Here is an 11,743-nt window from a genome sequence, read left to right as displayed (position 1 = left end):
CTTAATACCCTGTTGCACCGACCGATACCCTGTATCGAATTTGTAATCTCCGAAACAATCAATGGCTATGACCTCCAAGACCCGAAAGCTAAAGAAAATGCCATGCACGAAAGCCTCGGATATCTTAAAACCCTCTCACCGCTGCTGCAAGAAGAGTACCGTCCCCTTACTGCATCAAGATTAGGAATATCCCCCTCTCTAATCCGGCTGGGTAATACACAAAATGCTCACCATAAACCGCTCCAACTCTCTCATCATGATATTTGGGAACTCAGTTTTATCAAAACACTTCTAGAACGTCCCCATATTACCGATTCTCTCCTCGACTTTATCGATGCTTCACTCCTTCAATATCATTCCCAAGAGTTTGAAGCTGCTCTCAGAGGTGAGATGAACGACCCTCGGCTGAGTTCCCTGATGATGGATGATCGAATTCGTGTTTTTGAGGGAGACGAGGGGTTGAAACAGGAACTTATTACATTTTTAACTGCCCATTATAACCGTGAACTCAAGAAAATCACCACCCAAAATACAGTATCATTCGATCAAAAATCGTACTTAATACGTCAATTCCGTGAGAAAATTGAACGTCTTAAACGGGGCGAATTAGTACCGCTCGGATAATATTAAAATTAAAAAAAATACGCCATCGTGCGTGCACCTGCCATCAAGGCAAACACAGCGTTAGCGTAGCAATCGGAATAAAATCCCGATTGCGTTAGGAATAAAAATGAAAGCTATAGCCCTCTTCAGCGGCGGACTCGACTCAACCATTGCCGCAAAACTGATCATCGATCAGGGGATCGAAGTCATCGCCTGCAATATCAATACAGGATTCGGTTCTACCAAAGACCGCCTTGCACACATGAAAAACATGTGCCAACAGATAGGTGCCGAGTTTAGAAGCGTCGATATCCGGGACGAATATATTCAAGATGTCCTTTTTACTCCAAAATACGGCTACGGCAAAAACTTCAACCCCTGCATCGACTGCCATGCTAAAATGTTTGAAGTTGCCAAACGGGTTATGGAAGAGTGGGGGGCAAGTTTTCTTATCAGCGGAGAGGTGTTAGGTCAACGTCCAATGAGTCAAAATAGCGAATCACTGCAGAAAGTACTCAATCTAAGCAATTGCGAAGGCCTCCTTCTTCGTCCCCTCAGCGCCAAGGCACTGACGCCTACCATTCCTGAAACTGAGGGGTGGGTGGATCGCGAAAAGTTAGAACATATTGTCGGACGCAACCGTGAACGACAAATGGAACTTGCCGAAAAATTCAACCTTAAAGATTACGAGGCACCCGGCGGCGGCTGTCTCCTCACCGATGAGAAGTTCTCTAACAAGATACGCGATTTTATCGCCCATGACACCTTTACCGTAGAAGACATCCCTACCCTTAAATACGGTCGCCAGCTTCGACTACCCGAAGGGGCAAAATTTATCATCGGGCGCAATGCCGAAGATAATGAAATATTAGAGAAAATCAAAAATCAAAAATTTATTCATATCGATACCGAACTTTTCGGCCCCCATTCACTGATCTCAGCGAATGCCAGCGATAATGATAAAGTATTAGCGGCAAAACTGGTGTTAGCGTATTGCAAACAGGATTTTGAGGGGGAACAAACGCTGATGTTTGAAGACGTAGCACTAACAACCGTGAGCGACATGAGCCGCCACGATGCTCAAAAGTATTTTATTTAGCTACCGAACAACCATAACCGGCTTTTTTAACGGCATCGCACAGGCTATCGGCTTTGGTGCCGTCGGAGGCTTTTACTTCTGCTTTACCCTCTTTAAGATAAACGGCTGATTCTTTAACCCCGCTCACTTCGTTCAACGACCCTTTTACATTTTTCACACATGCAGGGCAGGTCATACCGCTTACGTTGAGTTTAACAAGCTGATCAGCACTCGCAATCGCCACTAATGCCATCAGGGAGAGCAGAATTTTTTTCATTCCCGAATCCTTTAAATAATTTCATGCTATTGTTTCATAGAACTGTTAAATTTGTGTTAAGTCTTAACACGGTTGTAACACAAATCATTTAAACTATTGATATTGACTAAAAGGTTTTATTATGCACGGTATCGAATGGTGGCTTATAATTTCAATTGCGTTTGCAGGAAGTTTCGGGCACTGTATCGGAATGTGCGGAGGATTTATCGTCGCCTACAGTTCAACCAAAATTGATGCCTCGATGAGCCGCGGTGCTCAGTTGCTTCGGCATGGTGCCTACAACACAGGACGTGTTAGCTCTTATGTTATGCTTGGAATGGTTTTCGGTGCAATAGGATCACTGTTTGCATTAAGTATGGAGATGCACGGGGCACTGTTTATCTTTGCCGGAATCATCATGATTATCACAGCGTTAGGGATGTTCGGTCTCTCCAAACTGATTCATCTACTCGAACGGGGGTTTTCAAGTAATCCTCTTTTTAAAACCCTCTTTTCACGCCTTATTAAAAGTAAAAGCATCGGAAGTTTTTTTGCATTAGGGGTAATGAACGGATTTTTTCCGTGCGGATTTGTCTTTTTCTTTGCCGCTAAAGCGGCTGCCTCGGCATCTATCATTGAGGGGGGGATGATTATGGGAGTGTTTGGGCTTGCTACCATCCCTACACTCCTCGCATTAGGACAGTCGGTCTCCTTTTTTAAAGAGATCGCATTTCGTCAGACTATGAACCGCATCGCCGCATTGGCGATCCTCATTTATGGCCTCTACAGCGTCTATTACGGTTTAGCCTACTTTTTTGACTTACCGATTTAATGATGTTTAAAAATTACCCTTTTTGAGCTGTTTGTAGCGTTATAACTGCTTCTTCAAACGCATTTTTATTTAACCCGAAGGCTTCAATACTCTCCAATGCTGTACTCAAGCTTTGTGCACTAAACATTTCCTGAAAATTAACCGCTTGGGTAATAACTCTCAACACCTTCGCATAAGGGTTTTGTGTTGAGAGATTGGAAATCTCTCTCAAAGCATCGATAAGAGCCGGTTCAAAATTCCAATGCTCAAACATTGTTGCGGCAATTTCATAACTGCTGGAACCGAGATACTTTCGCTCAACGGCTTCAAAAGATTCCCCCTCGGTAATCTCTTTTAAAAAGTGATCCAAATTTCCAGAACTAATTATTTTTAGCGAAGCTACAAGTTTTCCGAGCTCCATCAAAAAAGCACTGCTCTGAAGCAAAGGCAACATACTTTTATCGACATTACGATACCACTCTCTTGCCAAAGCAGATTGAAGCGCTGAAACCTTTGTCAAGTCATCGATAGTTACTGAATAGGAACTCAGATCAACGGTAACGGACTTTTTAATTGCACTCGCTGCGGCAAAACCTCGAATCATTGATATCCCGAACAACATAATGGCCTGATGGACAGAAGATATCTCTTTGCTCATCCCATACAGCGGTGAGTTGACTGATTTTAAGATATTGGCACTGAGCATCGGGTCATGTTCGATAACTCGTGCAAGTTCCTCAATATCCGTGTCGTTATTCATACATATCTCTTGTATCCGAATTACTGAAATCGGCAAGGGTGGAAGACTTTTTATCTCTTCAAGCATATGGAGTCAACTCCGTTAAAATTTATTTTTGAGTGTATTACGTATCATCTTGACGGGAGTGTACCCCGAGTCCATTTAAAGCATTATTAGTTTGAGACAATTAACGCTATACTAATCGAACATTTTTTTGAGGAGTCAACATGGCGGGGGTAATGTTTTCATTTTACAATTTTGCATCATTGATCGATCTCAACATCGGAATATCCGATCGACTGGATGAAAATCGTTCAGAGAGTTTTACACTTTTATTTTGCGATTTTTCAACTATTCCGCAATCGCTGGTAGAGTCTAATCTCCAAAGTCTGTTACGAACTTCCGACTCAATCGTCCATTGGGAACATTACTACTTTTTTGTTATGCCCTATACGGATCGTTACGGATGCGCGATTGTCAAAAAGATGATTGAAGAACTGTTTCAAAAATCCATACCTTCAGCTACGGTTTGCTACCCCTCCGACGGAGAGAATCCTGCTGAATTGTTTGAATCACTCCACGCTGAAGCGAAAAAGCTTCATAAAATCGATCTTGATTGCCTCTACAGCGCTTCGAACCGTGAGCCTTAACGTTGGGTTAAAACCGGTTTAAAGGTATGATAGGGTGATCTTTTATAGTAGTCTATTGCCTCTTGCAAATCACTTTTTCGGGCAATGTTACGGTCATATACATAAACCGGGCTAACACTGTTTTGAGACGGTTGAACTTTACACGGTTCAGCTTTGGCTTCGACTGGCATCATCGCTACGGAAGTATGAACTTCCGCAGCAGTGCTCGAAGCCGGTGATGTGACGGCTGTCGCTGCTTCCTCTTTTTTTACTGCAAAATCATGAACGGCGACGGCTTCTTTATGCTCTACGGCCGATCCTTTGGCGGCAGCCGTATGTATTTCACATACTTTCGGTGTTGCTCTGCTCAAAGGACGGATAAATGCATCTTTGGCTATTGCTTTGGCTTTTTTAAGGTCGACATGCGCCTCTTTGATACTTTTATAATTCCCTACAGTGACAATATTACACTCACCCTCTTTTTTCTTAGCAGAATTGAGAGTGCTTTTTTCAACTTTTTTTTCAAAAGCGGGAGTAATCGAACTCTCTTTAAGAGTACTGATCGTTTGAATTGTATATTCCTCCGCACTCAACACTACACCGGTGACACTGAACATCATAATTAGGGCTAACTTTTTCATACTCCCTATATCGACAGGATACGAATAAAACTTTATTTATCTGTGCGCTTTTTTGTTCTCATTGACATTTAAGAGCCCAGACCGTATAATTGCGCTCCAAACATTAATTTGGGCCCTTAGCTCAGCTGGGAGAGCGCGTCGCTGGCAGCGACGAGGTCAGCGGTTCGATCCCGCTAGGGTCCACCAAATTCTTCAAACTTTCAATAACATCAAATCCATTCCTTCTTCATTTTAATTTTGTCCGCAAAACCTTCTCGTTTCAACAATAAACCCTAAATAGAACAACACTTGTTTTTTTAAGTATAGTTTAAATGATAAAAGAAGATACTGGGTAAAGTCAATAATTTTCATAGAGAGAGGTTAATGATGTTTACACTATTGTTAAGACGTTCACGTACTCTTTTCATCGTTTCAGAGCTCATTATATCAACCGCATTACTCCACGGTGACACACTTGAGATTTCCCCTAAAATTGTCCATGTGACTGTTTTTACCAATAACGCTATGGTGGAAAAAGAGGGTAAAGTCTCTTTAAAAAAAGGGACACACACTATCAATATTCCCGGGTTAACGCCTAATCTGATCAGCAATTCTCTTCAAATCAAAATGGAGGGAGGACGTTCGGTTAAGATATCGGACATTAAAGTTGAACAGACATATCTTCAAAAATCTGAACACGAAAAAGTCGATAAGCTCCAATCCCAGCTAGAGCAAACAACCGATCTTATCAAAATAAAAAATGATGAAATTACTATCATCACCAGTTCAAATGATTTTTTAAAAAAGACAACACCCTTTTCACAAAATCAAAAAGTTTCACCCTCAGAACTGGAAGCACATATAGCCTTTTTGGAAAAATCCCTCGCTGAAAATTATAATCGCATCACAAAAATAGAGATCTACCTCAAAGAGCTTCAAAAAGAAAAAGTTCTCATAGAGAAAGAGCTTAGTGCCCTTAAAACATCGGATCAAAGTAAAAATGTCCAAATCACCCTCTCTTCTTCTGCCGATTTGAAAGATCAAAAGATCGAAGTATCCTATATGGTCAATTATGTCCATTGGACCCCCCTCTATATCATCGATGCCGATTCTGTTTCCGGTAAAGTTGAATGGTCTGACTTTGTCTCCATTTCTCAAGCAAGCGGTGAAGATTGGACCGATGCTTCGATCGAAATATCAACGGCCAAACCTTTCAGTGCCAGCGCACCGGATCCGTTGGAAGGATGGTACATCGATATTTACCGCCCGCTCCCGCAAACCTATGCCAAATCAGCCTATAATCAGCTCGAAACGATGGAAAGACGCAGTAGCGTTGCTTCAATGGCGCCCGAATCGTACACGGAACCAACTGTCCAGCAAGAATCAGCCTCATTCAGTTTTATTCTCCCCGGCAAAAACACGATCCCCTCCGATAATCAGCCCCATAAAGTCTTTATCGCGTCCAGTGTCAAAGAAGCGAAATTTTATTATCGCGCGGTTCCAAGACTTTCCCCTTATGCCTATTTAACTGCTGTTTTAGATAACCCATTCTCATTCCCGTTATTGGCGGGTGAAATGACGCTGTTGCTGGATGGAAGGGTTGTCGGTATACGCAATACCCTAAAAACGCTCTTTCCGGAAGAGGAAACACTGCTCTCACTGGGTGCCAACGAAAGTATTAAGATCGAATACAAACAGAAAAAGAAATACGCCAAAACGGCCTCCAAAGAGACCCATGTTCAATACAGCTATGCACATGAAATTACCAATGGGAAAAATAAACCGATTCAATTGAGTGTAGAGGATCATTTTCCGGTTTCTCGCCACGAACAGATCAAGGTCATACTAAATACACCGCAAAAAGAGACCGCAAAAATATCGGAAGAGGGGATCATTACATGGGATGTAGAATTAAATGCCCATGAAAAAAAAGTTATGCCGATGCAATTTACGGTAACCTACCCGAAAAAAATTGAGGTAGAAGGACTTGAATAATTTATATCTTACTTTACTCAAAGGAAAAAAAATGTTTTATCGGAATTTCTTACTTCTCGTAGGCTTGATTATCATGATGAGCGGTTCGGTTCTATTCGCAGAAACACCTTCCGCCAATAGCTATCAGGATTTAGTTGCAAAAGTCAAAGGAGGTGACACCTCTATCGATTTTAAAGCGTTACGAATCGCTTATACCCAAACAGCGCAATACAATCCTTACGGAAAAGATGAAAATATTCCTCTGATGTTTGAAGCATTGCACGCAAAAGAATTTGCCAAAGCACTGGAATATGCTCAGTCTGTACTGGAAAAGAACTATGTTGATATTGACGCCCATTATGCCTCATTGGCGGCGTATGGGGAGATGGGCAATAATGATCGTTCTGAATTTCATCGATCCGTTGCACTAGGCTTAATCGATTCTATCGCTACAGGGGATGGTTCTTCACCCGAATCGGCATTACAGGTTATCGATGTACGGGAAGAATACATTATGCTGAACATTGCCGGCTTGGAGACTCAAAAGCAAACGTTACAGCAATTTGACGATAAAAACTATGATGTTTTTGAGGTTATCAACCGTGAGAGCGGACAAACCTTTACCCTCTATTTTGACGTTACTATTCCGTTTGAATGGCTGAATAAAAGCCTTAAAGATAAAAAGTGAGACAAGCGCCGTGATTGCGAAAACCGTTATCGGGAATAACGCACTGGGGCTAGGTCTTATTACTCACATTATGGCCATTATCATTGCGATGATCCCTTTTCAGGGGACAGATTCCGTAATCATGTATACCTATATGGCAGGGAGTTTGTTATTGTCAATAGGTATATTCATAGAGTTGGTTGATAAACAAGAGAGTGTCTTAAAAAATTGGCACTTCTATGCGGCATCGGCATTATCCCTTCTTGCATTTATCGGTCCCCTATTTTCCTGCTGGATACTCTACGCCATGAGTGATGAAATAAATAAGCAACTCAAGACGGCCGGCGGTTTTATTACCGCCCTCTTTGCACTAAAAATACATCCGATTGTTTTGCTCATTTGGAGCATTACTATTGCTACCGCACTGGCTACTGCAGTTCAACAGCATGATCCCTATTTCTTACACCTAACCCCACAAAAATAAAGGAGTATTTATGTCTCAGTCACGCGCTTACGTGTTATCGTATACACCTCTTGTATTTATCCTAACAATGTACCTTTCCTTTTTCGGGTACACCGCTGCAATGGCAGAGGATATCCCCCTTCCCAATTTTCTCACACCATTTGCCAACGATTCCAAAGACCCCCGTTGTACCATGGTTCCTGAAAAAGGGCCGTGTAAAGCCATATTTTGGAAATACCATTATGAACAAAAGAGTAACAGCTGCAAAGAGTTTTTGTATGGCGGATGCGACGGTGTTGTCCCCTTTGAGACCAAAGAGGAGTGTGAAAAGTTTTGTGTAGAAAATGAAGAACCGCCCTATCCGGTTAAAAAACCGGCAATTTACCTCTATCCGGCAAAAAAATCTATCGTCAATGTTTCACTCCGTATTAACGGAACCATCACAAAAACCATCCCTGCCTATAATGAGGGCTGGCGTGTAACGGCAAATCCTGCAGGAATGATTGAGGGCACATATGATTATTTATTTTATGAAGCTGATCTCAAAACAATCTCTCTCCCCAAGGAAGGATGGGTAATCGCGTACAACGAGCTAAACCGCTGGTTTGATCTAAATCTCGCAAAACTCGGTTTGAATGCGAAGGAAAAAAAGCAATTTAAAGAGTATTGGATGAAAGAGCTTCCTTCCGCTCCCTATTACAAAATTCAATTGCTGGATGAACAGTTTTTATCGGACAATATGGCATTAACCATTACTCCTAAACCGGATGCGATTCTGCGGCTCAATTTCTATTTTACCCCGATGAAACAAGCTGTGACGATCAAAGAGCCCCCTATCAAACCGTTTATTCGCAAAGGGTTTATCGCTGTCGAATGGGGCGGTATTTTAAATAATCCCTCTATCCAAAAAGTTCAATAGATTCTCTCCGAAGAAGCGGTAAAGAACCGCTTCTCCTGCTAATGGCACTCTTCCACATCAACATATTCGGTACACGTATTTTCTTTCTCAACACAGATCTCTGTTCCCCACGGATCTTTATGACAAATCTCTCGTGTACCGCCGCACGGAACCTGTACCGCCACTTTTCGGATGGTACAGTTTGAAGAACCGGAATAGGGCATATCGACCGGAGTAGGCGGAGGTGGTTCAGGAACCCAGTCGGCATACACTACAGTCATGCTCAACAACATAGAGCAAAGGATAAAGCTTTTTTTCATTTCAAACTCCTTATTTTTGATCTACGACTATTTTTTTCGAAAAGTGCACGAATATTTATCTCCCGTCCCTGCCCCGGCGCCCGAACCGCCTCTGAGGACATTTTGATTGACTTTAACCAATTTTTTTGAAACTACCTCGATTTCATTTTCAATTATAGAATCACAACCGCCGTCTTGTATATTGGCAGTTTCGTCGCAAACATTGATCGTCGTAATATATTTCAATGTATTACCCGTCACTTTCAAAAATTGATAATAGGTTCTTGAGGGGTAATATTGCAGTGATCTCAAAACTTTTACCGTGTCTGAACTTTCACGTGAAAAATACAGCTCACTCCATATTCGTCTGCATTCTCGACCATTTGTCATTTTTGTCGCTGAATAATCCCATTCATCCGGGGAAAGAATAGGAGAAGAAGTCAAAATATCAACTATGTCCGGAATTGACAATATCTGTTCCGCTTTGTACTCCAGCTCATAGATATGATCTCGAATTTTCGCAGCATCCGGCGCATTCGGAGATAATTGTAAATACTGATTGTAACTGGCGATCGCATCTCTTAGCTTGCCGCTTTTTTCCTGCACAACCCCTAACCGATAATAAGGATCGGACCAATCCGGCGCTATACGAATGGCCGTCGTATATTCTTGAATCGCCGAATCGTATTCTCCGGTTTGTTTTGCCATCTCTTCAGCCATTTTTCCTCGTACAATGTAACGATAAGCTTCATCCGATGTATTTTGCTGTCCGGAAAACAACGAGACACTGCAAAACAGGATTGACAATATAAAGGGCAACTGTTTGTTTTTCATTTTTAATCAACTCCCTCTTTTTTCATAAATGTACAGCTGGCTTCGCTATCAACTATTCCTGCTTCAGCTTTTCCGACAGGGACTTTACGCAGTATGATTTGTTTCACCCGAACTAGCCTCTTTGAAACAACCTCAATTTCATTTTTGTGAATTAAAATACAATCGTCCATATACCCGTTATAGGAAAGTTCACACTCTCCCCTTTTGAATTTATGAGTAAAGAAATAATAGTTGATAGTTGGTTCTTGTATGAATTTTATATCGTACCAAGGTTCCATCGTTCCCAAATTAAATGCGGTCATTGTATTTACGTATTTTTTCCCATCGCCATATTTGAAATCAATTTTTGACTTCTGACAAGCCCCCTCATATTGCCATGTATTTTCATCTGAGAGCGACACAAGTACATCCATGATCTCCGGCACATTAAGCAACGGTTCGGCATCAACGGAACCTATGCCAAATACGAGGACAGCGATTATCGACGTACTTATTTTTTTCATTTATCCATACCTTTTTTTATTGCGGACAAGTGCCATTCGTACAGCTTTGGTGCCCGCAGCAATGGGAAGACGAATCACACGAATCGCCGTAATTGGTACAACAGCTCCCCCCTTCACAAACGCCGCTGCTGCATTCATCATTATTTGAACATGCCGCACCGTCACGAAAAGCTTTGGTTGTTGTAAATACTTCCGCACGGTAATTGCCTGCAACTTTGCATAGTTTTTCCGATACAACCTCTTTTGGCCCTTTCAGGCTGCCGACATCTCCATACAGGCTCGATACAAACAAAGATAAAAAAACAGTACTCATAACGCATGAATAGAGTCCATTTTTCATCTTACCCCCTTTTTAATGAGTTAACTGTTTATTTTCCGCAACGCACGCAACTGCCATTACCTTGAACAGCTGAGAGATCCCCATCCGCTTGTTTACAATCTTGCAAACTCGAATAGCATTCCCCGTTCAATACATTGTAATACGGACTGTTTCGTGAACAATTACCTACATATTGTCCGCCCGCATAACAAGGCTGATCTTTATCATCATAAACAGAAGCCACGATTACGTTTTTCCTGTCACTCTTTTGAACGCTACTCCCTTGAGCACTGTCTGCATTTGCAACTATCGGCACGGCTAGCATTGCGATAAACAATAGATTTAGATTATCCAGTTTCATTTCACACCTCTCTCGTTTTTTGATCACGGTAACGGCGGGACATACGAAGGTTTAAGCGACGATTTCGGAGGATCATATTGTTTGAGGTCATTAGGATCAACGACCCCTTGCTTGCCGCTCAGATCTACTACCGGCGTCGGATTATAGGTGTTGCCATCAAACCCGGCACCGGAACCTTCACGTGATCCTCCGTAATTGCCGGAGTTGGCATCATCCGCAGCCTGTCCGCTTGTTCCGGCAGTATCACGCAGCTGATCAAGTGCTCCCGCAAACAAACCTCCTGTTATAGGGATAAACGACGATGCAAGAATGAGCATCGATGCTAACGCTACTTTTTTCATTTGCAACTCCTTTTTTTGATTTATATTTCCTTTTACGACTGGCCGTTATTAAATGATACTCCGAATAAACCGTCAATGTCAAACAGTTTTTTTTTGTATGAAATCAATTTTTCCAATTAACCGCCTTTAATCTTGAATTGTTTAATGACGCAGTATCATTAAACCGATTATGATGCACAGCCAAAGGATCAAGATGAAAAAATATCATTGGGTGGGGATACTCACCATCTCCTTCTTATTCACTGCCAATACACTCTCTCAAGAGCTTATACTATGTTCCGATAATGATTTAGAATGCGTAAACCGTCATATTGATTCCGTAAAATCACTAGAAATCAAAAAAATAGA

General features: G+C 41.8%; 16 protein-coding genes, 1 tRNA gene and 1 pseudogene. 9 read left to right on the top strand and 9 right to left on the bottom strand.

Annotated elements, in window-relative coordinates; all coding sequences use genetic code 11:
- Positions 1–624: pseudogene (locus tag Q0C19_RS07660) on the top strand (DNA primase); the annotation flags it as partial.
- A 106-nt stretch (positions 625–730) separates the two neighbouring features.
- Positions 731–1,702, top strand: a complete 972-nt coding sequence (locus Q0C19_RS07655) for an argininosuccinate synthase domain-containing protein (RefSeq protein ID WP_295054736.1) — start codon at positions 731–733, stop codon at positions 1,700–1,702.
- On the opposite strand, the gene Q0C19_RS07650 is transcribed toward Q0C19_RS07655, so the two are convergent.
- Entirely contained in the window at positions 1,695–1,958 is a 264-nt protein-coding gene (locus tag Q0C19_RS07650; protein WP_295054733.1) for a heavy metal-associated domain-containing protein, read from the bottom strand. The two genes, Q0C19_RS07655 and Q0C19_RS07650, sit on opposite strands and share 8 nt — an antisense overlap.
- A gap of 121 nt (positions 1,959–2,079) precedes the next feature.
- Between Q0C19_RS07650 and Q0C19_RS07645 the strand changes: the two genes are divergently transcribed.
- Entirely contained in the window at positions 2,080–2,769 is a 690-nt protein-coding gene (locus Q0C19_RS07645) for a sulfite exporter TauE/SafE family protein (RefSeq protein WP_295054731.1), read from the top strand.
- Between the two features lie 13 nt (positions 2,770–2,782).
- Here Q0C19_RS07645 and Q0C19_RS07640 read toward each other — a convergent pair whose 3' ends face one another.
- Positions 2,783–3,574, bottom strand: coding sequence for an HDOD domain-containing protein (locus Q0C19_RS07640; protein ID WP_295054728.1), 792 nt, complete (start codon positions 3,572–3,574; stop codon positions 2,783–2,785).
- Between the two features lie 140 nt (positions 3,575–3,714).
- Here Q0C19_RS07640 and Q0C19_RS07635 point away from each other — a divergent pair, with 140 nt between their 5' ends.
- Positions 3,715–4,137: a hypothetical protein gene (locus Q0C19_RS07635; protein WP_295054726.1), complete on the top strand. Its 423-nt coding sequence runs from the start codon at positions 3,715–3,717 to the stop codon at positions 4,135–4,137.
- On the opposite strand, the gene Q0C19_RS07630 is transcribed toward Q0C19_RS07635, so the two are convergent.
- Positions 4,134–4,757: a hypothetical protein gene (locus Q0C19_RS07630; protein WP_295054723.1), complete on the bottom strand. Its 624-nt coding sequence runs from the start codon at positions 4,755–4,757 to the stop codon at positions 4,134–4,136. The two genes, Q0C19_RS07635 and Q0C19_RS07630, sit on opposite strands and share 4 nt — an antisense overlap.
- Positions 4,758–4,867: 110 nt before the next feature.
- Between Q0C19_RS07630 and Q0C19_RS07625 the strand changes: the two genes are divergently transcribed.
- The 5 genes from Q0C19_RS07625 to Q0C19_RS07605 all read left to right on the top strand — a co-directional run bounded on the left by Q0C19_RS07625 (position 4,868) and on the right by Q0C19_RS07605 (position 8,759).
- Positions 4,868–4,943: transfer RNA gene (locus tag Q0C19_RS07625), tRNA-Ala, on the top strand.
- A gap of 177 nt (positions 4,944–5,120) precedes the next feature.
- Positions 5,121–6,731, top strand: coding sequence for a mucoidy inhibitor MuiA family protein (locus Q0C19_RS07620; protein ID WP_295054721.1), 1,611 nt, complete (start codon positions 5,121–5,123; stop codon positions 6,729–6,731).
- 31 nt (positions 6,732–6,762) lie between these two features.
- A complete protein-coding gene (locus Q0C19_RS07615) occupies positions 6,763–7,398 on the top strand; it encodes a DUF4919 domain-containing protein (RefSeq protein WP_295054720.1) in 636 nt (211 codons plus the stop codon).
- Positions 7,399–7,408: 10 nt separating this feature from the next.
- On the top strand, positions 7,409–7,861 hold the full coding sequence (locus Q0C19_RS07610) for a hypothetical protein (protein WP_295054717.1): 453 nt from the start codon (positions 7,409–7,411) through the stop codon (positions 7,859–7,861).
- 10 nt (positions 7,862–7,871) lie between these two features.
- The gene (locus Q0C19_RS07605; protein WP_295054715.1) at positions 7,872–8,759 is read left to right on the top strand and encodes a BPTI/Kunitz domain-containing protein; all 888 of its coding nucleotides are present in this window, start codon (positions 7,872–7,874) and stop codon (positions 8,757–8,759) included.
- Positions 8,760–8,797: 38 nt separating this feature from the next.
- On the opposite strand, the gene Q0C19_RS07600 is transcribed toward Q0C19_RS07605, so the two are convergent.
- The 6 genes from Q0C19_RS07600 to Q0C19_RS07575 are packed head-to-tail and all read right to left on the bottom strand — an operon-like array spanning position 8,798 to position 11,395.
- Positions 8,798–9,058, bottom strand: a complete 261-nt coding sequence (locus Q0C19_RS07600) for a hypothetical protein (RefSeq protein WP_295054712.1) — start codon at positions 9,056–9,058, stop codon at positions 8,798–8,800.
- 27 nt (positions 9,059–9,085) lie between these two features.
- The gene (locus Q0C19_RS07595) at positions 9,086–9,871 is read right to left on the bottom strand and encodes a tetratricopeptide repeat protein (RefSeq protein ID WP_295054710.1); all 786 of its coding nucleotides are present in this window, start codon (positions 9,869–9,871) and stop codon (positions 9,086–9,088) included.
- Between the two features lie 2 nt (positions 9,872–9,873).
- Positions 9,874–10,374 carry a hypothetical protein gene (locus Q0C19_RS07590; RefSeq protein ID WP_295054707.1) on the bottom strand — a complete coding sequence of 167 codons (501 nt, stop codon included), beginning with the start codon at positions 10,372–10,374 and terminating at the stop codon, positions 9,874–9,876.
- A 16-nt stretch (positions 10,375–10,390) separates the two neighbouring features.
- A complete protein-coding gene (locus Q0C19_RS07585) occupies positions 10,391–10,714 on the bottom strand; it encodes a hypothetical protein (protein ID WP_295054704.1) in 324 nt (107 codons plus the stop codon).
- 28 nt (positions 10,715–10,742) lie between these two features.
- Positions 10,743–11,054, bottom strand: a complete 312-nt coding sequence (locus Q0C19_RS07580) for a hypothetical protein (RefSeq protein ID WP_295054701.1) — start codon at positions 11,052–11,054, stop codon at positions 10,743–10,745.
- Positions 11,055–11,077: 23 nt separating this feature from the next.
- Entirely contained in the window at positions 11,078–11,395 is a 318-nt protein-coding gene (locus Q0C19_RS07575; RefSeq protein ID WP_295054698.1) for a hypothetical protein, read from the bottom strand.
- Between the last annotated feature and the right edge of the window lie 348 nt (positions 11,396–11,743).

The sequence above is a fragment of the Sulfuricurvum sp. genome (assembly GCF_023250475.1).
Classification (GTDB): Bacteria; Campylobacterota; Campylobacteria; order Campylobacterales; family Sulfurimonadaceae; genus Sulfuricurvum.
Note: the sequence above shows the minus strand (reverse complement) of the source record. Positions and strands in the feature narration are given on the sequence as shown.